This window comes from Streptomyces sp. DT2A-34, from assembly GCF_030499515.1.
Lineage (GTDB): Bacteria > Actinomycetota > Actinomycetes > Streptomycetales > Streptomycetaceae > Streptomyces.
Window position 1 is genome coordinate 8,357,715 of sequence record NZ_JASTWJ010000001.1, and the last position, 23,891, is coordinate 8,381,605.

22 protein-coding genes are annotated in these 23,891 nt (G+C 69.9%); 13 read left to right on the plus strand and 9 right to left on the minus strand.

Features of this window, described 5'->3' with window-relative positions; genetic code table 11:
* Positions 1 to 162: 162 nt before the first annotated feature.
* From QQM39_RS37335 to QQM39_RS37360, 6 genes are all read right to left on the minus strand, one after another.
* On the minus strand, positions 163 to 768 hold the full coding sequence (locus tag QQM39_RS37335) for a hypothetical protein (RefSeq protein WP_302002030.1): 606 nt from the start codon (positions 766 to 768) through the stop codon (positions 163 to 165).
* On the minus strand, positions 765 to 1,148 hold the full coding sequence (locus QQM39_RS37340; protein WP_302002032.1) for a hypothetical protein: 384 nt from the start codon (positions 1,146 to 1,148) through the stop codon (positions 765 to 767). Before QQM39_RS37340 ends, QQM39_RS37335 begins: the two co-directional genes overlap by 4 nt.
* The gene (locus tag QQM39_RS37345; RefSeq protein WP_302002033.1) at positions 1,141 to 6,096 is read right to left on the minus strand and encodes a caspase family protein; all 4,956 of its coding nucleotides are present in this window, start codon (positions 6,094 to 6,096) and stop codon (positions 1,141 to 1,143) included. Before QQM39_RS37345 ends, QQM39_RS37340 begins: the two co-directional genes overlap by 8 nt.
* Before the next feature lie 73 nt (positions 6,097 to 6,169).
* Entirely contained in the window at positions 6,170 to 6,871 is a 702-nt protein-coding gene (locus QQM39_RS37350; protein ID WP_302002034.1) for a L,D-transpeptidase, read from the minus strand.
* 3 nt (positions 6,872 to 6,874) lie between these two features.
* Positions 6,875 to 7,462 carry a pyridoxamine 5'-phosphate oxidase family protein gene (locus QQM39_RS37355; protein WP_302002036.1) on the minus strand — a complete coding sequence of 196 codons (588 nt, stop codon included), beginning with the start codon at positions 7,460 to 7,462 and terminating at the stop codon, positions 6,875 to 6,877.
* 134 nt (positions 7,463 to 7,596) lie between these two features.
* Entirely contained in the window at positions 7,597 to 8,559 is a 963-nt protein-coding gene (locus tag QQM39_RS37360; protein WP_302002037.1) for a hypothetical protein, read from the minus strand.
* A gap of 268 nt (positions 8,560 to 8,827) precedes the next feature.
* Between QQM39_RS37360 and argH the strand changes: the two genes are divergently transcribed.
* The 4 genes from argH to QQM39_RS37380 all read left to right on the plus strand — a co-directional run bounded on the left by argH (position 8,828) and on the right by QQM39_RS37380 (position 13,613).
* Positions 8,828 to 10,261: an argininosuccinate lyase gene (gene argH, locus QQM39_RS37365; protein ID WP_302002038.1), complete on the plus strand. Its 1,434-nt coding sequence runs from the start codon at positions 8,828 to 8,830 to the stop codon at positions 10,259 to 10,261.
* 155 nt (positions 10,262 to 10,416) lie between these two features.
* Positions 10,417 to 11,388, plus strand: a complete 972-nt coding sequence (locus QQM39_RS37370) for an aldo/keto reductase (protein WP_302002039.1) — start codon at positions 10,417 to 10,419, stop codon at positions 11,386 to 11,388.
* Positions 11,389 to 11,487: 99 nt separating this feature from the next.
* Entirely contained in the window at positions 11,488 to 12,039 is a 552-nt protein-coding gene (locus QQM39_RS37375; protein WP_302002040.1) for a TetR/AcrR family transcriptional regulator, read from the plus strand.
* Positions 12,036 to 13,613 (plus strand): MFS transporter, encoded by a 1,578-nt coding sequence (locus QQM39_RS37380; RefSeq protein ID WP_302002041.1) that lies wholly within the window; start codon positions 12,036 to 12,038, stop codon positions 13,611 to 13,613. The genes QQM39_RS37375 and QQM39_RS37380 overlap by 4 nt, the downstream gene beginning before the upstream one ends.
* Before the next feature lie 14 nt (positions 13,614 to 13,627).
* Here QQM39_RS37380 and QQM39_RS37385 read toward each other — a convergent pair whose 3' ends face one another.
* Positions 13,628 to 14,302 (minus strand): 1-acyl-sn-glycerol-3-phosphate acyltransferase, encoded by a 675-nt coding sequence (locus tag QQM39_RS37385; RefSeq protein ID WP_019757317.1) that lies wholly within the window; start codon positions 14,300 to 14,302, stop codon positions 13,628 to 13,630.
* Positions 14,303 to 14,682: 380 nt separating this feature from the next.
* Here QQM39_RS37385 and QQM39_RS37390 point away from each other — a divergent pair, with 380 nt between their 5' ends.
* From QQM39_RS37390 to QQM39_RS37400, 3 genes are all read left to right on the plus strand, one after another.
* Positions 14,683 to 15,855, plus strand: a complete 1,173-nt coding sequence (locus QQM39_RS37390; RefSeq protein WP_302002042.1) for a glycerophosphodiester phosphodiesterase — start codon at positions 14,683 to 14,685, stop codon at positions 15,853 to 15,855.
* A 74-nt stretch (positions 15,856 to 15,929) separates the two neighbouring features.
* Entirely contained in the window at positions 15,930 to 16,439 is a 510-nt protein-coding gene (locus tag QQM39_RS37395) for an RNA polymerase sigma factor (RefSeq protein WP_302002044.1), read from the plus strand.
* A 45-nt stretch (positions 16,440 to 16,484) separates the two neighbouring features.
* Positions 16,485 to 16,982 (plus strand): GNAT family N-acetyltransferase, encoded by a 498-nt coding sequence (locus tag QQM39_RS37400; protein ID WP_302002045.1) that lies wholly within the window; start codon positions 16,485 to 16,487, stop codon positions 16,980 to 16,982.
* Here the strand turns inward: QQM39_RS37400 and QQM39_RS37405 are convergent.
* Positions 16,972 to 17,394 (minus strand): hypothetical protein, encoded by a 423-nt coding sequence (locus tag QQM39_RS37405; RefSeq protein ID WP_302002046.1) that lies wholly within the window; start codon positions 17,392 to 17,394, stop codon positions 16,972 to 16,974. The two genes, QQM39_RS37400 and QQM39_RS37405, sit on opposite strands and share 11 nt — an antisense overlap.
* Before the next feature lies 1 nt (position 17,395).
* Positions 17,396 to 17,755: a hypothetical protein gene (locus QQM39_RS37410; protein ID WP_302002047.1), complete on the minus strand. Its 360-nt coding sequence runs from the start codon at positions 17,753 to 17,755 to the stop codon at positions 17,396 to 17,398.
* Positions 17,756 to 17,825: 70 nt separating this feature from the next.
* On the opposite strand from QQM39_RS37410, the gene QQM39_RS37415 reads away from it, so the two are divergent.
* From QQM39_RS37415 to cbiE, 6 genes are all read left to right on the plus strand, one after another.
* Positions 17,826 to 18,473, plus strand: coding sequence for an HAD-IA family hydrolase (locus tag QQM39_RS37415; protein ID WP_302002048.1), 648 nt, complete (start codon positions 17,826 to 17,828; stop codon positions 18,471 to 18,473).
* 385 nt (positions 18,474 to 18,858) lie between these two features.
* Positions 18,859 to 19,911 (plus strand): methionine ABC transporter ATP-binding protein, encoded by a 1,053-nt coding sequence (locus QQM39_RS37420; RefSeq protein WP_302002050.1) that lies wholly within the window; start codon positions 18,859 to 18,861, stop codon positions 19,909 to 19,911.
* Positions 19,908 to 20,633, plus strand: coding sequence for a methionine ABC transporter permease (locus tag QQM39_RS37425; RefSeq protein WP_302002052.1), 726 nt, complete (start codon positions 19,908 to 19,910; stop codon positions 20,631 to 20,633). The genes QQM39_RS37420 and QQM39_RS37425 overlap by 4 nt, the downstream gene beginning before the upstream one ends.
* A gap of 76 nt (positions 20,634 to 20,709) precedes the next feature.
* On the plus strand, positions 20,710 to 21,543 hold the full coding sequence (locus QQM39_RS37430; protein ID WP_302002055.1) for a MetQ/NlpA family ABC transporter substrate-binding protein: 834 nt from the start codon (positions 20,710 to 20,712) through the stop codon (positions 21,541 to 21,543).
* Between the two features lie 162 nt (positions 21,544 to 21,705).
* Entirely contained in the window at positions 21,706 to 22,338 is a 633-nt protein-coding gene (locus QQM39_RS37435) for a GNAT family N-acetyltransferase (RefSeq protein ID WP_302002057.1), read from the plus strand.
* 117 nt (positions 22,339 to 22,455) lie between these two features.
* Positions 22,456 to 23,676, plus strand: a complete 1,221-nt coding sequence (gene cbiE / locus QQM39_RS37440; RefSeq protein WP_302002059.1) for a precorrin-6y C5,15-methyltransferase (decarboxylating) subunit CbiE — start codon at positions 22,456 to 22,458, stop codon at positions 23,674 to 23,676.
* Positions 23,677 to 23,891 lie beyond the last annotated feature (215 nt).

A 23,891-nucleotide genomic window follows, 5' to 3' on the forward strand; every position in this document is an offset into this window, starting at 1 on the left:
GGTTCCTCCGGGGACGGGAGCAAGGGGGTGCGTGATGGGCGTGGTCCCTTGGCCCTGAGATACGTGCGGGGAGGTCCGTGTGTTCAGCCGCGTGCGGAGTCGAGTGCGTCCAGGGGTGACTGGCGGTAACCGCCACCTTGTGCGTGGCCTGGAGCGGGTCGGTCAGCCACCGGCTCCACACGCATCCACCGGTACTACGGACAGCACGGTTCGCACGGGCAGCACCACTCGCTTCTGGCTGTCTGTCCGCAGCAACACACCGTCCGGCCCGGCGCCGAGCAGCTCCCCGCACTGCTCACCGCTCCTCGTCACCACCCGCACCACATGGTCCGGCGGCGACTCGGTGGTCGTCCAGGCGACGCCGACCGCGCCGCACACCAGCACGAGCCCCGCGACGCAGCACACGGAGGCCTGCCGCAACGCCCCGGTGACCCGTACCGTCTCGGCCTCGGTCCAGCGGCGCAGCGCCTGCCCGGCGAGCAGCACCCGACTCCCGGGCCGGCCGTGCGCGGCGCGCACCGCGAGTACGGAGCCGACGACCAGCAGCACGAACGCGGCGGCGAGCAATGCCGTGGCCGTGTGCCGGGCGGCCGAGGGGAGTTTGGACAGGTCGTCGCGCCCCTTGAGCAGCACCAGAACGGCGAGCAATGCCGTGAGCCCGGCCAGCCCGTTGCGCCAGCCCTCCGCCTGCTTCCTCAACTCGGTCAGCTGGGTGAACTCCAGCTCACGGGCCAGCTGGGCCCAGCGCCGATCGGACTGTGCGCTCACGAGGGACCGCCCGCGTCCAGCGAGCCGACGCGCCAGCCGGCCCCGCATCCGATGAAGGGCGCGTCGTGCGGAAGGTTTGCATGAGGATGCCCGCACTCGCAGAAGTGGAGTTCCTGTTTCAGCAGGTCGGCGTCGGCGTTTCCGTCGGGCGCGGGATGCCCGCCGGTGATCCAGGACAGCAGTCCCTTGGTGCCGCTTCCGGGTGTCCCGTGCCGGTACTCCGTCGACGTCCTCCCGTGACAGCGTGGGCAGGCACCCTCGACCACGATGCCGTGCCCGTCGGGGGAGGGCGTGCGAAAGAAGGGAGTGGGCGCGTGCCCCATGTCCTCTTCCGCGTAGGCGAGCGTGAAGTCATGGCCGGGTGCCGGGAGTTCAGTCATCGGTGCGGGTCTCGCTCTCGCTCTGGTCCTCGGTGTCGGGGATGGTCAGGCCGAACATCCCGGCGTACAGGTGCAGTCGGCACCTGATCCACTCCTCGCTCTCCCGGGTCGTTTCGGCGGCGAGCGTGATGTGCCGCTGCGTCACGGCTCCTTCGATCGCGGGCAGTCTGCCGTCGAAGTGCTGAGTGAGCAGGGTGAGGTCCTGCCAGCAGGGGACGGTGTCAGCGGCGGTGGGCAGGGAGGCGAGGGCCGTGAGCAGGGGAAGGTAGGGCCTGATGCGGCGCACCGTCTCGGAGACGGGTTCGCCGAGGCGGGCGGCGATGCTGACCAGCTCGAAGGGTGTGTAGGGGGAGGAGGGGGCGAAACGTCGCTGCTCGGGGGAGAGGGCCAGGAGATCCCACTCGTCGGGGACACCGACACCGAAGGCAGCCAGCTCCTCCGCGCTGAGATCGGGAATGATGGCACCGAGGTCGCGGAATAGGCTCAGGTGCTGGTACGCGGTGGATGGATCGAGGGCAAGCGTCCGCGCATAGCGAGCCAGGGCCACGGGCGTCAGAGTCGTCCACGTCGGTGTTCCAGCATCGCTGTAGCGTGATTCGAACGTGCAGAGTGCGTTGCAGAGTTCCAGGGAGGGACGGACATCGACCAGCGCGGGCGGGAGGGACGGAACGTCGATCCCGAGGAAGGGGGCCCGTTGGGCGGCGAGATGCCACACGTCACCGAGGGACTCCTGCAAGTACGTGGCAGCGTTGAGCAACACCGCCGAAGTGAGCGCTCCGGCAGGGAAGTTTTCGTCGTCCTGCGCGGCGTCCCGGCCTGAGAAGACGTAGCGGCTGCGCAGATCCAGTGTGTGCCATGCCACGCTGATCCTGTGGTCATCGGGTACGCGGACACCCATGGCGCGCAGGGCCTCGACCCGTTCGTCCGTGACGGAGTTCTCTATGCCGGCGATGTAGAGGTCCTCCAGGTCGACCCCGTCCTCAAGGCGGACTCCGAGCTCGAGCGAGAGATACGCGACGAAGTCGGTGGTGTCGGGCGAGGGCACTGTCGTGCCTTCCGACCCGCCGTCGGCGTAGCGCGGTTCGTGGGCCAGGCCGAGCGCCGCGGCAACCTCGGCCATGCGTTGCTCGGCATCGGCGAGGGTGATCTGGAAGGCCTCTGCGGCCATGACGGTTGCTTCCCAGTCCAGTCGGTGGCGGCCGTCCGGCAGCCGTGAGCTGCTGCCGCGCACGATGCCGAGAGTCTCGTCGTCCAGCTCCAGCCAGGGGGCCATCTCAGCGGGGAGAGGAGCCACCCAACCGAGCCAGCTGAACTCCGAGAGACGGGCGACCACGTCGGAAACCGAGACCCCGGAGGGAAGCGGTCGGGCCATGACGTCGGCTGCGCCGACCACGCGGCGCAGGCGCCTGTTGCCCATGTTCACGAACAGGCACTGGATGTCGAACTCCGTGCAGATGTACTTCACGTGGGATTCCGGCGGAGAGGGAACCACCAGAGAATGAAGCGGCGTAAGACGAGCCAGCGTCTCCGTCACGTCGCCGAGCGGCCTGCCCAGCCACGCTGACGCAAGAACGAGGCCGCCGAAGTCGTCGATGCCGGTCCCCTCCCTGGCAGTGCGAGCGGGCACGTCCTCAGCGCGCCGTGACTCGCCTTTCAGAGTTCGGGCGAGGGCGGCCTCCCGCTCCGTGGGAACCCGGGCCAGCTCGCCCTCTCCACTGGTCGGAGGCGGTGAGAACGACGGGTCAACGATGCGCAGCCTGCGCATGCGGTGCAGCAGGTCGGCGAGGGGCATCCTGTATTCGGCCGCATGGGTGACGACATCGTGCCAGGAACCGAATCCCTTGACTGCCAGGTCCGCGTCGCCGGGCGACGGTACCGGATGGCCGACGAGGCTTCGAGGAGGCGCGGGCAGGTGGTTGTCCCGGGACTTCCCGAGAACCGTGTTGCGCCATGGCTGGCTGCGCAGGCTGTTGGTGCTGGAAGCAGTGCGCGCGTCGAGGTGGAACCAACCCACCTCGTCCAGTGACAGAGGCTCACCTACCCTCCTGGCCACCGTGACGCCCTTGCCCCGCCACTCCGCGTCGAGCACTTGGGCCACACGCAGACTCTGCTTCTCAAGCTCCGCTGTCCACCTCGCCGTCAGCCCCGGCCACCGGGACAACGCCTCGGTCCCCAGCCGCCACTGCTCCTCCGCCCAGTCACGATCGAAGTGCTGCAGTTCGGTACGGCTGACACTGAGCTTCCCCGCATGAGGCCCCGTCAGGTTCAACACGTACCCGAATGGCTTCTGATCGGTCTCGATACCGTCGCAGAGGATGGCCCCCTCGCCGTCAACCCACCACAACACCCCGGGAACGGCGTTCAGGGACTCGTGCCCACCGCCCACCACCGAATGCTGGAGCACCCCGGGTTCCCACCGATGCGCGTGCCCCTCCCCATCCAGCGCTTCCAGCCCGAACTCACCGACGCGTACCAGCTCCCGCAGCACCCGAGTGCACGACAGCTCCTCCTCGGCCGCCCCCTGCCGCAGGTACAGTCGGACCCGAGTACCCCCCTCCGCCAATCCGTCCTCCGGTCCGGTATGGCGGCGGATGCGGAACAGGCTGCCGCTGCTGGGGATGTCGACGCGCAACGCGTGCTCGGCGGGTATGCCCTCGGGGCTGACATACCGGGTCACGATCGTCATCTCGTCGGCCAGCATGAAGTAGCTGAACACACCGATGCCGAAACGGCTGTTGGGGTAGAGCCGGAGGCTTCGATCGTGCCGCAGCCAGCGAGACTGCTCCCGGCGGAACGACTTGGACCGCTCGAAGCGGCTGCCGGCGCGCGTGAAGGTGTGGGTGAGCAACTCCGCGCTCATGCCCACGCCGTTGTCCCGGCACTCGACGTACCGTCCCCGCTCGTCCTCGCCCTGGGTGAAGGTGATCCGCCCGCGCCAGTCGGCGGGACGAGCACCACTGCTCGTGAGGTACTTCCACCGCATCGCGCGGTACCGGCATGCGTCCATGGCGTTCTGGTACAGCTCGCGCAGCGCGAGGTTCGGCTGGCCACCGTACAACTGCTCGCCCATCAGCAGTTCCCGCACCTCCGACTGAGCGAGATGGAAACGCAGCAGCGGCACCTCGTACGGCTCGTGCCCACCACTGGTCCGGGCCGGACGCAGCGCGCGTGCGGTCACACGCTTCGGTATGTCCGCCAGCAGATCCGCCTCCGTGCCCGGCAACCCGTCGGCACGGTCGCGGATCCGTGCGACGAGTTGGTCCGCCTCCTCAGTGATCTCGGCGAGCGCGGCGTGCACCGCCTGATGCGGACAGGGAGCGTCGATATGGAGTGCCGAGTCCTCCTTTTCCCAACTCAGGCCGTGCGCGACGGCGACGACGTGCTGGGGCAGGACCGGGTCCGTCACGGCCAGGTGTTCGGCCACGATCTCGGGGAAGGTCCGCACGTCCAGGGAGAGGACGGCCGCGAGCCGCAGCAGCGCGGCCAGCGGACGTACACGTAGGGGCTGGGGGCCGCTGGGCAGCACCACTTTGCCCGGCACCCGGCCGTACGGCACCGGATCGTTGGGCAGTTCGTCGAGGCCGATGGCCGCTGCCGCCGCACACAGCAGCTCTGCCACCTCGTGCACCCGGTCGGACGCCACGCCCAGTTCTTCGACGAACGTCTCCGCGAGACTCACCGGCACCGGCTCGTCGTCCGTTTCGAAACGGTCGGCGATCCAGCGGTGCACCAGCCACATGACGACCGTGGTCTCATCCTCCACCCGGCCACGGACCCGGCACTGGTCCGCCTTGCGTACGATGCTCGCATGCTGGTCGCTGACCTGCTCGAAGTGCCTGCGGTGGGCCTCTGTTCCCGGGTTACGGTCCGCCCGGTAAGGGTCGACCTCGACGGCCTGACTCAGCTTGTCGGCCCAGGCCGCCTCCCACAGGAACGGAGCCGTGACGAGGAACGCCACCTCGACAGCGGACAGCGGCTGCGTCCCCGGCATCACCAGCGGCAGCCGCTTCTCGACCAGACGGACCGGGAACGCCTCGTCCGACCATGGATCGGGGCGCGGGAGCCTGCCCTGCGCCAGATGCAGCATTCGGGCGCAGCGCTCCACGAAGGCAGCCACCTGCTCCTGGAACCCCTGCAGCGAGGCCTTGTCCTCCGGGCGCACCCGGCCCCACAACGGCGTCTCGCGCGCCGCCCGCAGCCAGGTCTCCAGCAGCGGTCGGCCCTCACAGATCTCCGTCTCCCGCGTCGCCGCCTCGGCGTTGGTGCCGTAGCGGATCCGAGGGTTCTGGGTCAGCCGGTGCCGACGCGCCGCCGCGGCCGTCCGGGCCCGGGCCAGGTCGAAGACCTCCTCGACGGTCCGCGCGGGCGTCAGTGGGCTGAGCGCGTCCGCCAGTCCACGAGTGAAGAAGCTGCCCTCGGCCGTGTAACCGCTGTGCTCGCCGGCCGAGCAGGCGGTCAGTACGGCGAAGCCGCCGTTCGGCGGACCGTTGTCGATGGCGTTACCGAAGGCCAGTTCGTCGTCGCCGAGATCCGTACGGCAGGCGTCGATCAGCCAAAGCACCGTCCCGGCCCGGCACTTCGTCAGCAGCTGGCTGATGTTCGCAGGCAGCAGGGAGTCCAGGTAAGGCCACTCCCAGCCGCCCTCGGGCGAAGGCTCGGCGTCGGCTGGTACGAGGTAGTCGGCGCCGCCGACCCGAACGCCGTGCCCGGTGAAGTACAACAGCAGGGTGCTGCCCGGCGGTGCGTCGCCGGCGACCTGGTAGAGCCTGCGCTGGATCTGGCCGCGGTCCACGTCGTGCAGAACCTCTACTTCGTAGCCGACCCCGTCCAGCACCGAGGCCATCAACCGCAGATCGGCCTCGACGACCGAGTCCAGTGGCTCCAGCGACCCGTCGGTGGCAGGTGTCTGCCCAACCCCGATCAGCAGCGCCCTGTGCGCTCGTTCCATGTGCCCTCCCCGCAGAGGGACATGATGTCACCAGGCACTGACACCGGTGGCAAACGGCAGCGGGGCCCGGTTGTCAGTACCGCGTGATCGCGGTCAGGCCCGACTCGGTCCCGATCGCGATGTGCGGCGCCCGGACGGGATCGACCCACCGCACGATCTTCCGCATCGCCTCCCGCGGCACCGACACACAACCCGCCGTCGCCCCCCGCCCCTTCACATGCAGGAAGATCCCGGCCCCTCGCCCCTTCACCGGCCGCTCGTAGTTGAACCCGATGACGAGCGCGTGCGCGTAGAGCGCCCCGTACGAGATCAGGTGCTCGGACTCGGCGGCCCGGCAGTCGCGCGCCAGAGGCTCGGTCCACCGGTTGTACGCACGGGAGTCGTTGTCCTGGCACCACCAGGAGTCCCGGTGGACACGGCGGTACTCGTACGCGGTACCGCGCGGCGCCGCCTCGATGCCGAAGGCGTACGGCAGCCCGTACAGCCCCGTGGGAGTCGTGTTGGTGCTCTGCTTGCGCGAGGCCCCCTCGACCAGCCCCTTCGCCCCGAACCGGGCCGGCGTCGAACCGTTCTTCACCCACTGCCCGTCGACGCGGTCCCACCAGGTGACCGTCCCCGACGTCGAGCCGGTCTTCGGCGCCACCGCGGTGATGAGCTGGGAGCCGCCCCCGGTGTCGGCCATGCGCGCGGGCAGCGGCTGCGGCGGCCCGCCGCCCGGCGTGGCGCCGAGCACGAGGAGGGACGCGGAGGCGAGGGCGACGACACCGGGGCGCATGGCTCAGACGCTAGACGGGGGCAGCGGCAACGGCAGCCCGGGTAGGCCATCCAGGCTCGTCGCGATGTGCTCCTTCTTGGCGAAGTACGCGCTGAGCGAGTCGTCGTCCTCGCGCGCGAACCGCCTCGCGTGCAGGTCGCGGTCCTCGTCGTACGTCATGAGGGGCACCGCGTACCCGCAGGAGTCCCGAATGAGTTCGGCCCGCACCACGATGATCGCGCGCAGGCCGTGCAGGGAGTGGTCGATGTCGGGGAAGTGGCCGAGCAGTTCCTTGAACCGTGGGTCGTCGCGGAAGACGGCCTCACCGCGGCCGTGGACGCGGACGATGTTGGGCGGCCCCTGGAAGGCGCACCACATGAGGGTGATCCGGCCGTTCTCCCGCAGATGCGCGACGGTCTCGGCGGTGGAGCCCGCGAAGTCGAGGTAGGCCAGGGTGAGTTCGTCGAGGATCGCGAAGGAGCCGCGCAGCCCCTTGGGGGAGAGGTTGACCGTGCCGTCGGCGTCCAGGGGAGCGGTCGCGGTGAAGAAGAGGGGCTGCTCCTCGATGAACCTGCGGAGTCTGCCGTCTATGCGTTCATAAGTTTTTCCCACGTCCACCGAGTATGGGTGTGGGTCATTCGCTTGTCTAAGGAATTGCGGGTTCAGCGGGTTCAGCGAGTTGAAGGGGCATCACCATGGCCGCCCCGGCCGGCGTGCCAACGGGGCGGCCATGGCTGCCTGTCACCTCACTGGTTGAGGGTGCAGGCGGCGAATGCCTCCAGTCCTTCGGGCTTGGCGGCGGCGCGGCCGATGGCGGTTTCGATGCGGTTGAGGGCGGCGACGCGCTTGTCTTCGAGGGGGCCGAGGATGGCGTTCTGGACGAAGTTGGGGCCGCCTTGGCCGACGGTGTCGACGAGGCGCTGGTTGGCTTCGTTGATCTGGGTCTGGAGCTGGGCGAGGTTGCGGTCGACCTCGGCCTGTGCGGACGCCGGGATCGCGGGCAGCCGGTCGGTGACGTCCGGGCACGTGATCGTGCCGACACCGGCGTTCCCCGCCTCGCCCGCGGCGTCGCCGGCCTCCTCGCCCGCCGCGCCGCCGGCCTCCTCCGTGGCCGTCTCGCTCGGCGTGGCCTCGGCCTCCTCGCCCGCCCCGGCCTCGGCACCGGCGCCGGCGTCCTCGCCCGCGCCGGCTTCCTCACCCGCTCCGGCCTCCTCGCCACCCGCTCCGGCCTCCTCGCCACCCGCTCCGGCCTCCTCGCCGCCGTCGGCGTTCAGGGTGCAGGCGGCGAATGCCTCCAGTCCTTCGGGCTTGGCGGCGGCGCGGCCGATGGCGGTTTCGATGCGGTTGAGGGCGGCGACGCGCTTGTCTTCGAGGGGGCCGAGGATGGCGTTCTGGACGAAGTTGGGGCCGCCTTGGCCGACGGTGTCGACGAGGCGCTGGTTGGCTTCGTTGATCTGGGTCTGGAGCTGGGCGAGGTTGCGGTCGACCTCGGCCTGTGCGGACGCCGGGATCGCGGGCAGCCGGCCGGTGACGTCCGGACACGTGATCGTGCCGGGGCCGGCCAGCGTCCGGGCGCTCGTGCCGCTGCTCCGGGACGTCTCCCCGGCGAGGGCGAAACCGGCGATCACCGTGCCGGACAGTGCCACCGCGGCGGCGCCGCCGATGAACGCGACGCGACGCTTGTTGTACTTCGGAAGAGCCCTGGACATGCGGATGCCTCACCTGTCGTCGTTTACGAACGCGGCGCCTGCGTTCAGCGAGAGATACGAGTAAGCGGTTTCCCGCGTTCAATGGGTGCTTCGAATTTCCGTCGCTCGATTTCCGTCTCCCGCGGGCCAGATTGACGAATCATGCAGAGGTCTGCATACTCATGCAGGTCAGTGTGTGGTGAGCGCGCACTGTCCTGACGACCGCCTCCCCGTTCACGCCACGGGGAGGCGGTGCCACACACGCAGACTCTTCCGAGGAGCGCAGCAAGTGAGCAGCAACAGCGGTGACGTCCGGCTCTGGGGCGGCCGTTTCGCCGACGGTCCCGCCGAGGCCCTGGCCAAGCTGTCCGCGTCCGTCCACTTCGACTGGCGGCTGGCGCCGTACGACATCGCCGGTTCGCGTGCTCACGCGCGCGTGCTGCACAAGGCGGGGCTCCTGACGGAGGACGAGCTGACCCGGATGATCGCCGGGCTCGACCAGCTGGAGGCGGACGTCGCCGACGGCTCCTTCGTGGGCACGATCGCCGACGAGGACGTCCACACCGCCCTGGAGCGGGGCCTGCTGGAGCGCCTCGGCCCGGACCTGGGCGGCAAGCTCCGCGCCGGCCGCTCCCGCAACGACCAGGTCGCCACCCTCTTCCGGATGTACCTCCGCGACCGCGCCCGCATCATCGGCGGCCTGATCGCCGACCTCCAGGACGCGCTGATCGGCCTCGCCGAGGCCCACCCGGACGCGGCGATGCCCGGCCGCACCCACCTCCAGCACGCCCAGCCGGTGCTCTTCGCCCACCACGTCCTGGCCCACGTGCAGTCGCTGTCCCGGGACGCGGAGCGGCTGCGTCAGTGGGACGAGCGGACGGCCGTCTCGCCGTACGGCTCGGGCGCCCTCGCGGGTTCCTCCCTCGGCCTGGACCCGGAGGCGGTGGCGAAGGACCTCGGCTTCGAGCACGGGTCCGCCGCCAACTCCATCGACGGCACGGCCTCCCGTGACTTCGTCGCCGAGTTCGCCTTCATCACCGCGATGATCGGCGTGAACCTCTCCCGGATCGCCGAGGAGATCATCATCTGGAACACGAAGGAGTTCTCCTTCGTGACCCTGCACGACGCGTTCTCCACGGGCTCGTCGATCATGCCGCAGAAGAAGAACCCGGACATCGCGGAGCTGGCGCGCGGCAAGAGCGGCCGCCTGATCGGCAACCTGACGGGCCTCATGGCGACCCTCAAGGCCCTGCCCCTCGCCTACAACCGCGACCTCCAGGAGGACAAGGAGCCGGTCTTCGACTCCTGTGACCAGCTGGAGGTCCTGCTCCCCGCCTTCACCGGCATGATGGCCACCCTCACCGTCAATCGCGAGCGCATGGAGGAACTGGCCCCGGCCGGCTTCTCCCTCGCCACCGACATCGCCGAGTGGCTGGTCAAGCAGGGCGTCCCCTTCCGCGTCGCGCACGAGGTCGCCGGCGAGTGCGTCAAGGTCGCCGAGTCCGAGGGCAAGGAGCTGGACGACCTGACGGACGAGCAGTTCGCGAAGATCTCGGCCCACCTGACACCGGAGGTGCGCTCGGTGCTCAACGTCCCGGGCGCCCTGGCTTCCCGCAACGGCCGGGGCGGTACGGCCCCGAGCGCGGTGGCCGTCCAACTGGCCGAGGTGAAGCAGGACGTGGCGGCCCAGCACGAGTGGGCGGCTGCCAAGAAGCAGGGCTGAGGGACAGCGCCCCTTCAGGGGCGCGGGGAACTGCGCGACAAGCCACACACGACCCGCACCCGTCGAATCCCCGCACAACCCGAGCCCTGATGCGAAGGTCATCGCGGGTTACGTTGGTCAGGAGCCGCACTGGAACCGACCGAACGGAGCCCGCGATGCCCTTCGCCCGACTGGCAACAGCAACCACCCCGACCTGCCACCTCGGACTGGGCCTCGCCGCCGTCGGCCGCCCCGGCTACATCAACCTCGGCCGAGACCAGGACCTCGGAGAGAACCGCAGTGTCGAAACGCTGCGCACCCGCACCCACGAACTCCTCGACGCCGCCTACGCCCAAGGCGTCCGCTACTTCGACGTCGCCCGCTCCTACGGCCGCTCCGAGGAGTTCCTCGCAGACTGGCTCAACAAGAACCCCCGCATCGACGACGTGGTCATCGGCAGCAAATGGGGCTACACCTACACGGCCGACTGGACGGCGGACGCCGAGACACACGAGGTCAAGGACCACGCCCTCCCCACCTACGAGCGTCAGCGCGCCGAGACCGACGCCCTGCTCGGCGACCGGCTCGACCTCTACCAGATCCACTCGGTGACCCCGGACAGCCCGGCCCTCACCGACAAGGACCTGCACGTCAGGCTGGCCGAAGCCGCCGCCCAGGGCCTCACCATCGGTTTCTCCACCAGCGGCCCCGCCCAGGCCGACGCGATCCGCGCCGCCCTCGCCGTGACGGTCGACGGCGAGCCCCTCTTCCGTACCGTCCAGTCGACGTACAACGCCCTGGAGACCTCGGCCGGTCCCGCCCTCGCCGAGGCACACGACGCCGGACTCACGGTGATCGTCAAGGAGGGCATGGCCAACGGGCGGCTCGCGGACCCGTACGCGCCGGACGCGCTGAAGGCCGTAGCCGCACAAACGTCTCTGGGCTGCGACGCCGTCGCCCTCGCCCTGATCCTGCGCGAGCCCTGGGCCGGCGTGGTCCTCTCCGGCGCCGCGACGACCGTACAGCTCGCGTCCAACCTGCACGCGGCGGTCGTGGACCTCGACGACGAGCAGGTGGAGCGGCTCGCCGCGCTGGTGGAGGAGCCGGGCGCGTACTGGGAGCGGCGCGGGCAGCTGCCCTGGCACTGAGGCGCCGGCCGAGTGCAGGACGGTGAGTTCTGTAAGGGGCTGTGAGCTCCGCATGCCTTGAATGAGACATCAGTGTCTCATGTGGGCCATGGTTGTCTCATGGCCGTCGATCGTGACCACGTACTGCGCAGCGCCGCAGCCCTGCTGACCCGCAAATCCACCGCGACCATGGACGAGGTCGCCAAGGCCGCCGGGATCAGCCGGGCCACGCTGCACCGGCACTTCGCCGGGCGGGACGCGCTCGTCCGGGCGCTGGAGGCGCTCGGCATCGCGGAGTGCGAGGCGGCGCTGGACGCGGCGCGGCTGGACGACGGGCCGGCGAGTGGCGCCGTACGACGCCTCGTCCGCGAGATCGAGTCCGCCGCCGGGCTCCTCGCCTTCCTCTACACCGAGAACCAGCTGTTCGAGGGTGAGGAGCAGCACGAGGGCTGGTCCAGGATCGACGGCCGTATCGCCGCGCTGTTCCGGCGCGGACAGGACAGCGGCGAGTTCCGGATCGATCTCACGCCCGCGTGGCTCACCGAGGCCCTGTTCGGGCTGCTCGCCTCCGGCGCCTGGGTCGTGCAGAACGGCAAGGTCGCCCCCAAGGACTTCCACCACATGATCGTCGAGCTGTTGCTCGGCGGCGCGCTCAGAAGAGAGGAATCATGACCAGCACCCTGCAGTCGGCGGCCACGACCGAGGCGGTGAAGCGTCCGGGCCGCTGGCTCGCGCTGTCCGTCCTCGTGCTCGCCGTGCTGCTGGTGGCCGTGGACGCGACCGTCCTCGGCCTCGCGACCCCCTACATCAGCGAGGACCTGAAGCCCTCCGGCACCCAGCTCCTGTGGATAGGCGACGTCTACTCCTTCGTCATCGCGGGTCTGCTGGTGTCGATGGGCAGCCTCGGCGACCGCATCGGCCGCAAGCGGATCCTGCTCGTCGGCGCCACGGCGTTCGGCGCGATATCCGTGCTCAACGCCTACGCGACGACGCCCGAACTGATGATCCTGGCCCGGGCGTTGCTCGGCGTCGCGGGCGCCACCCTGATGCCCGCCACGCTCGCCCTGATCCGCAACCTCTTCCACGACCCGCGCGAACGCAGCCTGGCCGTCGGCATCTGGGGCGCGACCGCCTCCGCCGGTACGGCAGTCGGCCCGATCGCCGGCGGCTTCCTGCTCGAACACTTCTGGTGGGGCTCGGTCTTCCTGATCAACCTGCCGGTGATGGTGGTCCTCGTCCTCGTCGGCATCAAGCTGCTGCCCGAATCGCGAAACCCGAGTTCCGGCCCGTGGGACCTGGTCAGCGTCGTACTGTCGCTCGTCGGCACGATCGGCATCGTGTACGCCGTCAAGGAGGCCGCCACCCACGGCTTCACGTGGGTCACGCTCGCCGTGGGCCTGCTGGGCGCGGCCGCGCTGTACGGCTTCGTCCGCCGCCAGTTCACCCTGCCGACCCCGCTGCTGGACATGCGGCTGTTCCGCCACCGCGGCTTCAGCGGTGCGGTGCTCGCGGACCTGCTGACCATCCTCGGCCTGTCCGGCCTGGTGTTCTTCCTCTCCCAGTTCCTGCAACTCGTGCAGGGCAGGGGCCCGTTCGAGGCGGGCCTCGCGGAGCTGCCCGCCGCGATCGGCGCCGTGGTGGCCGGCCTGATCGCCGGCCGCGTGGCCCGCCGCTTCTCGGTACGGGCCGTCGTCTCCGGCGGGCTCGCGGCGATCGGCCTCGCGCTGGCCGCGCTCACGGTGATCGACCGCTCGACGGGTTATCCGCTGCTCGGTGCGGCCCTGCTGGTGGTCGGCGTCGGCGCCGGTTTCTCCTTCACGGTGACGTCCGACGTGATCCTGGGCTCCGTACCGAAGGAGCAGGCGGGCGCGGCGTCGGCGGTGTCGGAGACGGCGTACGAGCTCGGCGCCGCTCTGGGTATCGCCGTACTGGGTTCGATCGTGACGGGTGTCTACCGGGACTTCACGGGACCGGCAGGCACTCCTGCGGAGGCACACGAGTCGCTGGGCGGTGCGGTGGAAGCGGCAGCGGACTTGCCTTCAGACACGTCCGAGGCCCTGCTGGAAGCGGCCCGCCAGTCCTTCGTGGACGGCTTGGCGCTGGCGGCGGGGGTGGGCGCGGCGGTGCTGCTCGCTGCGGCGGCAGCAGCATGGTTCATGCTTCGAGACCAACGGCTGGACAGTTGGCCTCAGGGGCGCGGGGAACTGCGCGACCAGCCACAACGGACCCGCAGCCGCCGTACCTGAGAACCGGAACGGCGCTACGCGGCCTCTTTGGCCTTGCTTGCGTACATGTCCACATACTCCTGCCCCGACAGCCGCATGACCTCAGCCATCACGGAGTCGGTCACGGCACGCAGGACGTACCGATCCCGGTCCATGCCCTCATACCGAGAGAACTCCATCGCCTCACCGAACCGCACCGTCACCTTGCGCGGCCGCGGCATCCCCGCCCCACCCGGCTGGATCTTGTCCGTGCCGATCATGGCGAACGGGACGACCGGCGCCCCGGTCATCAGCGTCAGCCGCGCGATGCCGGTGCGCCCCCGGTACAGCCTCCCGTCGGGAGACCGCGTGCCCTCGGGGTAGATGCCGAAGACCTTGCCCTCCTCCAGGATGCGGCGCCCGGTCATCAGGGCCGCGACACCGCCCCGGCCGCCGTCCCGGTCGACCGGGATCATGCCGACGCCGGTGAAGAACCACGCCATCAGTCGGCCCTTGAGGCCCTTGCCGGTGACGTACTCGTCCTTGCCGATGAAGAAGACCTGACGGTCGCAGACCAGCGGCAGGATCATCGAGTCGATGAACGTGAGGTGATTGCCGGCCAGGATGACCGGACCGTCGCCCGGGATGTGCTCCGCGCCCTCCACCTGTGGGCGGAACATCAGGCGCATGATCGGTCCGAGCACTGCCTTGATGAGCGCGAAGCGGGACAACGGGCCCTCCGGGGTCAAGAGGATGGTGAGGGATCTGTATAAGTCTGTGCAGGTGAGGACGATACTCGCGGTTCCCGGGCTCCCGCACATCGGGTGGGCCGACTTCACCGAGGTCTTACGCACTGTTGACGCACATTTACCTGCGGTGGCGCGTCGTCGAGGGCGCGTAACGCCCCCGCCATGATGTGACGGACATCGCCCCCGAGACCTACTGGACGACTTCCCCGCACCGCCGGGCCCATTCCGACGGGCCGTCACCTCACCTTTCCCGTACGACGCTCAGCGTCACCCGCGAGTTCCGCCGAAGGTCTCCCATCCGTCATGTGCACGCACCTACGATCGGCGCGCACTGAATGAGCGGAAGGTCAGGGAGGGCCCTCATGGGAACCCAGGAGAACGAGCAGGCGGGCGTAACCGGACGGCGGATGCTTCTCGGCGCGGCCGTGCTCGGCGCGGGCGGAGCGGTCCTCGGGCTGTCCGGTACGGCGAGAGCGGCCGAGGCCCGGCCCGGCGGTGGCGGGGGCGGTGGCCTGAAGAGCCTGCCCAAGCCGACGATCATCGGCCACCGGGGCGCCAGCGGCTACCGGCCCGAGCACACCCTCGGCTCCTACCAGCTGGCCCTGGACATGGGCGCCGACATCGTCGAGGCGGGCGACCTGGTGCCCACCAAGGACGGCCACCTCGTCTGCCGGCACGAGCCGGAGATCGGCGGCACGACCGATGTCGCCGACCATCCGGAGTTCGCCGACCGGAAGAAGACGAAGTCCCTCGACGGCGTCGCCACCACCGGCTGGTTCACCGAGGACTTCACGCTCGCCGAGCTGAAGACCCTGCGCGCGATCGAGCGCATCCCGGCCAACCGGCCGCACAACACCCTCTACAACGGCCGCTGGGAGATCCCCACCTTCGAAGAGGTCCTGAAGTGGCAGGACGAGCAGACCCGCAAGCGCGGCAAGCAGGTCTGGATCTACCCCGAGCTCAAGCACCCCACCTACTTCCGCAAGCAGGCCCTGGCCCTGGAGGAGCGGATCGCCAAGGTGCTGCACAAGTACGGCAAGGACAAGCGGAACTCGCCGGTCATCATCCAGTCCTTCGAGCCGACCAGCATCCAGCGCCTGAACAAGCTGGTCGACAACCCGCTGGTGGTCCTGCTGTCCGGCCCGACCACCCGCCCCTGGGACTTCGTCGAGACGGGCGACCCGCGCACGGTCGCCGACCTGGTCAAGCCGGCCGGCCTGAGGGAGATCGCCTCCTACGCCCAGGGCATCGGCCCGACCCTGGACCTGGTCATCCCGAAGGATGCGGACGGCAACCTCACCACGCCCACCACGCTGGTGACCGACGCGCACAAGGTCGGCCTGGTCCTGCACCCCTGGACGATGCGCAACGAGAACCCCTTCCTCCCGGCGAACTTCCGCAAGGGCACCGACGCGGATGCCTACGGCGACGTCTTCGGCGCCTACAAGGTGTACTTCGCGACCGGCATCGACGGTGTCTTCACCGACAACCCCGACACGGGCGTGCTGGCCCGCGAGGACTTCGTCAACGGCTGAGCCCCGCGCCCCGGTTGGGGTGACTGTCGGCCGCCCGGGCAACCCCGCGCCCGGGCGGCCGCGTCGTGCCGCATATGACGGACGACCTGGTTGCCGCCCTGCGCCCGCTGCTCCTCGCGGAGGCCTCCGCCGAGGCACACGCCGCCGGAACGGAGCCGGGCGACCTGGAGCAGGCGGTCTGGCTCCGCCTCCTGGAACGCCTCGACTCGGACGGCCCACCCGCGGACCCGCAGGGCTGGCTGCGCAGGGCCGTCCGCTCCGAGGCGCGCCGAAGCCGCCGTACGACGCGACGGGAACAGCCGTACGAGAGTGAGCCCGCCGCCGACACCGATCGCCACGACCCCGAACACCTCGCCCTCACGGCCGCCCGTCACCGGGACCTGCGCGCGGCGGTACGCCGCCTCCCCGGCCGCTGCCCCCGCCTCATGGAGGCCCTCCTCTCCCCGAACGACCTGACATACCGGGAAATCGCGGGGGAGTTGGGTATCTCACAGGGCAGTCTCGGCCCGGAACGTTCCAGATGCCTGGGATGTCTGCGGCGATTGCTCACACCGGAGGTTGCGGCCCGCGGAGTGCGGGGATAGGAGTGAGGGACGACAGGCGATCAGGTGAGCGGGAGGCGTGCGCACATGGGCATGAGCGTGACCATCTCGGCGGCGACCGAGCAGGACGCGGAGCAGATCTTCAGGCTGCAGTACCTGTGCTTCCAGAGCGAGGCGGCGCTGTACGGCAACTACCGCATCGACCCGCTGGTCCAAACCCTGGACTCGGTCCGTGCGGAGGTCGCCGCGGACTGTGTCTTCGTGGCGCGGCTGGGCGAGGAGGTCGTCGGCTCGGTTCGCGGCAGCCTCACCGCGGACGGCGCCGCCGCCATCGGCAAGCTCTGCGTCCACCCCCGCCTCCAGGGTCACGGCATCGGCGCCCGCCTGCTCCGCGCGGCCGAATCCGCCCTGGTGGAAGAGCGCGGCGCCACGAAGTTCCGCCTCTTCACGGGCCACCGCAGCGAGGGCAACCTGCGCCTGTACCGCAAGGTGGGCTACGAGGCGGTGGGCACGTCGAAGGGCGCGGACGGCGTCCCGATGATCGTCCTGGAGAAGCCGGCGGGGACGTACGCCACTACCGCGTGACGGTTCGTGCCTTGCGGAGCCAGTACAGGGCCGACAGGGGCAGCAGTACGGGGATGAACAGATACCCCATGCCGTAGTCGGACCAGACGGTCGCGTCGGGGAACGCCGAGGATTCCACCAGGGTCCAGGTGCCGACGATCAGAACGCCCGCGAGTTCGGCGGCGCAGCACACCAGCGCCGCCTTGCGGGCCGTTTCCCCGCCTCGTACCAGGGTGTACGTGATGAAGCCGTACACGAGACCCGCGACGGCCGACAACCCATAGGCGAGCGGCGCCCGGTCGAACTCGGTCGCGATCTGGTACGCCGATCGCGACACGGCCCCGACCACCATCACGCCGTACAGCCACACCAGCAGTATTCCGGGCCCGCTGATCAGCCGTGTCCTGGTGGGCTTGTCCTGTGTCACGGCCACCTCAGCCTCCCCAGATGTCATAGAGCCGCACCTCCAGCACGGCCAGCACCACACCGCCGGCGGCGACCGTCACCGAACCCCACTTGGACCGCTCGGCCAGCGACATGAAGCCCGCGGCCGGAACGCACGCGAACGAGCCCAGCAGATACGCCACGAAGATCGTCGTGCCCTGCTCCGGCTTCTCGCCCCGCGCCAGCAGCACGATCCCCACCACCAGCTGCACCAGGGTCAGCACCGTCACCACGGCCATCCCGATGAAGTGCCAGTCCTTCGTCGGCTGGTCACGGTAGGCGGCCCACCCGCACCAGGCGGCGAGCAGCAGCGCGGCGACACCGGTCACCAGCGTCAGGGCATCAAGCATGCGGCGAGCCTATTACGGGCCAAAAGGCCTGATGCGGTCGCCCCCTGAGCGGCCCCGTAGGGTCGACGGCATGAAGATCCGTGCACACGCCCTCCTGTTCGACAACGACGGCACCCTCGTCTCCTCCCTCGCATCCGTCGACCGATGCTGGGCGCTGTGGGCCGAGGAGTACGGCATCACGGAGGAGTTCGGCAAGGTCGAACTGCACGGACGCCCGGCCGTCGAGATAGTCGCCGACCTGCTGCCCGCCGACGTCGTGCCGGAGGCCCTCGCCCGGATCGAGACGCTGGAGGTGGAGGACGTACCGAACGACGGCGTCCGCCTGCTGCCCGGCACGAAGGCGTTCCTCGACGCGCTGCCCGCCGACCGCTGGGCCGTCGTGACCTCCGCCACCCGCAGGCTGGCCGAGGCCCGGCTCGACGCCGTCGGGATCCTCCCCAAGACGATGGTCACCGCCGACGACATCACCCGCGGCAAGCCCGACCCCGAGCCCTACCTCCTCGCCGCCCGCGAACTGGGCGTCGACCCGGCCCACTGCGTCGTCTTCGAGGACGCCCCCGCCGGTCTGGCGGCCGGTCGCGCCGCCGGGATGATCACCGTGGCGTTGACCACAACCCACGAGGTCCACGAGCTCGACGCCGACCTGGTGGTGAAGGACCTGTCGGCCCTGTCCGCCCTGGTCACCGATGGGGGAGTGGAGATCTCGGTCCGCGGCTGAGAGCTGTCCGCCGCTGTCCAGTATGCGGACAGCGGCGGTCGGTAAGGACCGTACGTCTGGTTTACTGATCGCATGACCACGACGAGCTGCCGCACCTTTGCGACCGAGGCGACCCTGACGCCCGGTGCTCGTTGTATGTGTCGAATGTGCGCCTTCTAGAGGGCCCCTGTACCACCCTGAGCCTCGCGCCCCGAAGCGAGAGCCCGCTCATGTCCGCACGTACGCCACGCGTACGGGACTGAGCCCCGCCCCCGCGCACACGATTCTCCTCCCCGGTTCCACCGCGCCCGCGAGAGCCGTGCTGCGTCCTGGCCGCCTTCGACCATGAACGCCACGTGCCCGGCGCCCACGAGGTGCCGCGCACTCGACAGTGACGGAAACCCCAGTGATCACCACAACGGGCCTGACGAAAATTTACCGGGCTCACCGCTCCCGCGCCCGCGAGGTCACCGCCCTCGACGGCGTCGATCTGCACGTCCGCGAAGGCGAGGTGTACGGCGTCATCGGCCAGTCCGGCGCCGGCAAGTCCTCGCTCATCCGCTGCGTCAACCTGCTGGAGCGCCCCACCGCCGGGACGGTGACCGTTGCCGGGCAGGACCTCACGGCCCTCGCGGGACGCGGTCCCCGGGCCGGCAAGGAACTGCGGCAGGCGCGCAGCCGTATCGGCATGGTCTTCCAGCACTTCAACCTGCTGTCCTCGCGGACGGTCCAGGACAACGTCGAACTGCCGCTGGAGATCCTCGGCAAGTCCGGGAAGGAACGCTCCCGCAAGGCACTTGAGCTGCTCGACCTGGTGGGTCTCGCGGACAAGGCCAAGGCCTACCCCGCCCAGCTCTCCGGCGGCCAGAAGCAGCGCGTCGGCATCGCCCGCGCGCTGGCCGGCGACCCCAAGGTGCTCCTGTCCGACGAGGCCACCAGCGCCCTCGACCCGGAGACCACCCGCTCCATCCTCCAGCTGCTGCGCGACCTGAACCGGCAGCTCGGCCTGACCGTCCTGCTCATCACCCACGAGATGGACGTCGTGAAGTCGATCTGCGACTCGGCCGCGCTCATGGAGAAGGGCCGCATCGTCGAGTCCGGCACCGTCAGCGAGCTCCTCGCGACCCCCGGCTCCGAACTCGCCTCCGCGCTCTTCCCGGTGGGCGGCGAGGCCTCCGCGGACGACCGCACCGTCGTCGACGTCACCTTCCAGGGCGAGGCCGCCACCCAGCCGGTCATCTCCCAGCTCTCGCGCACCTACAACATCGACATCTCCATCCTCGGCGCCGCCATCGACACCGTCGGCGGCCTCCAGGTCGGCCGGATGCGCATCGAACTGCCCGGCCGCTACGAGGACAACGTCGTGCCGATCGGTTTCCTGCGCGAACAGGGCCTCCGGATAGACGTCGTCGGCCGAGAGGGCCAGGAGCCCGTGCTGGTGAAGGAAGGTGCCAAGTGACCTGGTCCGAGACGCAGCCCCTGCTGGAGCAGGCGTGTTGGGACACCCTCTACATGGTCGGCTGGTCCACCCTGATCGCCGTCGTCGGCGGTCTCCCGCTCGGCATCCTCCTCGTCCTCACGGACCGGGGCGGTCTGCTTCAGAACGTCCTGGCCAACAAGGTCATCGGGCAGATCGTGAACGTCGCCCGGTCGATGCCGTTCATCATCCTGATGGTCGCGCTGATGAGCTTCACGCGCTGGGTCACCGGGACGACGATCGGCCGTGAGGCCGCGATCGTGCCGCTCGCGATCGGTGCCATCCCGTTCTTCGCGCGCCTCGTCGAGACGGCTGTCCGCGAAGTGGACGGCGGGCTCGTGGAGGCCGTGCAGTCGATGGGCGGCAACACCTGGACGGTCGTACGGAAGGTGCTCGTCCCCGAGTCCCTGCCGTCCCTCATCGCCAGCGCGACGACCACGATCGTCGCCCTCATCGGCTACTCGGCCATGGCCGGCACCGTCGGCGCCGGCGGTCTGGGCGACATCGCCATCCGCTACGGCTACCAGCGCTTCGAGACCGAGCTGATGTGGCTCACCGTCGCGATCCTCGCCGTCGTCATCTCCCTCATCCAGTTCTCCGGCGACTACGCGGCCCGCTCCCTGCACCGCCGCGGCGGCCGCTCGGGCCCGGCGCCGAAGCTGCGGCTGCTGAAGGCGTCCACGGCGACGAGCAAGACCGTCTGAACACCCCGGACGAGCACCCAGAACTCCCCGAACACCCAAGTCGGGGTCGCACCACCCATAAGGAAAGGCACTTTTCGTGCGTAACACCGCCAAGATCACCACTGCCGTCCTCGCCGCCGGAGCCCTCACCCTCGGACTCACCGCGTGCGGCTCGGACAAGGACTCCGGAACCGACGCGAGCGCCCCGCTGAAGGTGGCCGCCACGCCCACCCCGCAGGGCGAGATCCTCACGTACATCAAGGACAAGCTCGCGCAGAAGGCCGGCCTCGAACTCGAGGTCAAGGAGTTCACCGACTACGCGACGCCGAACACGGCCGTCCAGCAGGGTGAGGTCGACGCCAACTACTTCCAGCACCAGCCGTACCTGGACGACTTCAACAAGAAGAACGGCGGCGACATCGTGGCCGTGCCGAACGCCACCGTGCACCTGGAGCCGCTCGGCGTGTACTCCCAGGGCGTCAAGAAGCTGACGGACCTCAAGAAGGGCGCCACGGTCGCCGTCCCGAACGACACCACCAACGAGGCCCGCGCGCTGAAGCTGCTGGAAGCCAACGGCGTGATCAAGCTGAAGGCGGGCGTCGGCTACGCAGCGACCCCCAAGGACATCGCCTCCAACCCCAGGAACCTCCAGTTCAAGGAGCTCGAGGCGGCCCAGCTGCCGCGCTCCCTCGGCGATGTCGACGCCGCGGTCATCAACGGCAACTACGCACTGGAGGCCGACCTCAGCCCGGCGAAGGACGCCATCGCCGCCGAGTCGCCCAAGGACAACCCGTACGGCAACTTCCTCGCCGTGAAGAAGGGCAACGAGGACGACCCGCGCGTGCAGAAGCTGGCGAAGCTGCTCACGTCGCCCGAGGTGAAGAAGTTCATCGAGGACAAGTACGACGGCGCCGTCGTCGCGGCGTTCTGAGAGGTCAACCTCCATCTGACGGTGCGTTTACCGCGTATCGCCACGCACGGGGTCCACTCCTTCACTTGGTGTGGACCCCGTGGTGCATCTCAGTGCTTTCATGCTGCATGCTGGGCAGTTCAGCAGGCCCTGAAGGTTTTGTCGAAGGTTACGGAGCGGCGCATGACTAGCACCTTCCCCAACATCTCCATCAGCACGGAGCGGTTGGTGCTGCGTCCCTTCGAGGACCTGGACATCGAGGCGTTCGCCGAGATGATGAACGACGAACACGTCACCGCCTGGACCTCCGTGCCGCACCCCTACACCGAGGACGACGCCCGCGCCTGGATCACCGAACTCGCCCCCGCCGAACGCACCGAGGGGCGCGGCATCGTCTTCGCCGTCACCGAGTTCCTCACCCAGCGCCTCGTCGGGATCGTGCACCTGCAGAACACCAACTGGCGTGTCCGCTCCAGCGAGATCGCCTACGTCATCGCCCCCTGGGCCCGTGGTGAGGGCTACGCCTCCGAGGCTGCCCTCGCCACCGCACAATGGCTCTTCCACGACCAGAAGTTCGAACGGCTGGAGCTGCGCACCGCCGCGGACAACGCCGCCTCCCAGCAGGTGGCGCAGAAGATCGGCTGCATCAGCGAGGGAGTGCTGCGCGGCGCCTGGATAGTGCGCAGCAGGACGGACAGCGGTGAGTGGACGGACGTCCGCACCGACCTCATTGTCTGGAGCCTGCTGCCCGAGGACCTGGAGGGCGTCGGCGAGCAGTCGGTCGGCGGCTTCACTTCGTTCGGCGACTGGAACTGACGGAAGCGAACCCCCGGGTGCCGGCGGGTGCCGACCTGCCGAACGGGTACCCTCACGGAGCCCGCCCCCTCGGGCTGGCCGACGACGACCTGCGCGAACCCCAGGAGACTGACGACGATGGCCGACCGCGTCACGGTGATCGGCTGGGACGGCTCGCCGCTGACCGCCGCGGCACGCTCCGCCCTCGGTGCCGCCACGCTCGTGGCCGGTGCCGCCCACCACCTGGCGCTCCCCGAGGTGCCGCCCGCCGCCGAACGCATCCGCCTCGGCAGCGTCGCCCTCGCCGCCCGCCGGATCGCCGGCCACCGCGGCACCGCGGTGGTGCTCGCCGACGGCGACCCCGGCTTCTTCGGAGTCGTACGGACCCTGCGCGCGCCCGAGTTCGGCCTGGAGGTCGAGGTCGTCCCCGCCGTCTCCTCGGTCGCCGCCGCCTTCGCCCGGGCCGGCATGCCCTGGGACGACGCACAGGTGGTCGTCGCACACCGCCGCACCCTGCGACGCGCGGTGAATGTGTGCCGCGCCCACACCAAGGTCGCCGTCCTCACCTCACCGGGCGCAGGACCCGCCGAACTCGGCCTGCTTCTGGAGGGCGTCCACCGCACCTTCGTCATCTGCGAGGCGCTGGGCAGCGAACGCGAGGGCGTCACCGTCGTCACCTCCGACAAGGCCGCCGACCACACCTGGCGGGACCCGAACGTCGTCATCGTCATCGGCAGACACCCCGGGAGAGGCGCCGCGGCGGAGGGCGGCGGGTGGATCGCCGGCCGCGACCCGGGCGCCGGACCGCGCGGCTGGACCCTGCCCGCCGAGTCCTACGGCGGCCTCATGGGCGAAGGCGAGCTGGAACCGCTGCGTGCCGCCCAACTCACCCGGCTGGGCCCGCGCGTCGGTGACCTGGTGTGGGACATCGGCTGCGGCAGCGGCGCCTTCTCCGTCGAGGCCGCCCGGGCCGGCGCCGCCGTCATCGCCGTCGACCGCGACCCGCAGGCCTGTGCCCGTACCGAGGCCAACGCGCGCGGCTTCGGGATCCAGCTGCAGATCGTCCACGGCACGGCCCCGCATGCCCTGGAGAACCTCGCCGAACCGGACGTCGTACGCGTCGGCGGCGGGGGAGCGGCCGTCGTCTCCGCCGTCGCCGAACGGCGCCCGCAGCGCATCGTCACGCACGCCGCGACCCGCGACGCCGCCGAAATCGTCGGACGCGACCTCAGCGCGCACGGCTACGACGTCGAGTGCGCCCTCCTGCAGTCCGTCGAACTCGACACGCGGGCCTGGACGGAGCGGGAGCGCAGTGTCGCGTTCCTGCTCAGCGGGGTATTGCCCGACCGCACGGTATGACCGTGCGCCCGTCCCCGTGATCCTGTTGTCATACCGCGCGCGGTAGGCTGGCCGATCGTTGTACCGCACTCGGTCGCCCGGCACTTCGTCGGTCAATGTCCGGAAAAACACGCCCCGTTTGGGGTGGGTGTGGTACGGCGAAACCGGAGGACGCGCAACGTGGCGCAGTCCACAGCGGCCTGTCGCGGATCAGCCTGTCGCGACGGCCGAACGGC

Coding starts and splice junctions, on each gene's coding strand:
- QQM39_RS37340 (WP_302002032.1), bottom strand. CDS start 1,148: ATGACTGAACTCCCGGCACCCGGCCATGACTTCACGCTCGCCTACGCG.
- QQM39_RS37345 (WP_302002033.1), bottom strand. CDS start 6,096: ATGGAACGAGCGCACAGGGCGCTGCTGATCGGGGTTGGGCAGACACCT.
- QQM39_RS37350 (WP_302002034.1), bottom strand. CDS start 6,871: ATGCGCCCCGGTGTCGTCGCCCTCGCCTCCGCGTCCCTCCTCGTGCTC.
- QQM39_RS37360 (WP_302002037.1), bottom strand. CDS start 8,559: ATGTCCAGGGCTCTTCCGAAGTACAACAAGCGTCGCGTCGCGTTCATC.
- QQM39_RS37370 (WP_302002039.1), top strand. CDS start 10,417: ATGCCCTTCGCCCGACTGGCAACAGCAACCACCCCGACCTGCCACCTC.
- QQM39_RS37375 (WP_302002040.1), top strand. CDS start 11,488: ATGGCCGTCGATCGTGACCACGTACTGCGCAGCGCCGCAGCCCTGCTG.
- QQM39_RS37380 (WP_302002041.1), top strand. CDS start 12,036: ATGACCAGCACCCTGCAGTCGGCGGCCACGACCGAGGCGGTGAAGCGT.
- QQM39_RS37390 (WP_302002042.1), top strand. CDS start 14,683: ATGGGAACCCAGGAGAACGAGCAGGCGGGCGTAACCGGACGGCGGATG.
- QQM39_RS37395 (WP_302002044.1), top strand. CDS start 15,930: ATGACGGACGACCTGGTTGCCGCCCTGCGCCCGCTGCTCCTCGCGGAG.
- QQM39_RS37400 (WP_302002045.1), top strand. CDS start 16,485: ATGGGCATGAGCGTGACCATCTCGGCGGCGACCGAGCAGGACGCGGAG.
- QQM39_RS37410 (WP_302002047.1), bottom strand. CDS start 17,755: ATGCTTGATGCCCTGACGCTGGTGACCGGTGTCGCCGCGCTGCTGCTC.
- QQM39_RS37415 (WP_302002048.1), top strand. CDS start 17,826: ATGAAGATCCGTGCACACGCCCTCCTGTTCGACAACGACGGCACCCTC.
- QQM39_RS37435 (WP_302002057.1), top strand. CDS start 21,706: ATGACTAGCACCTTCCCCAACATCTCCATCAGCACGGAGCGGTTGGTG.
- cbiE (WP_302002059.1), top strand. CDS start 22,456: ATGGCCGACCGCGTCACGGTGATCGGCTGGGACGGCTCGCCGCTGACC.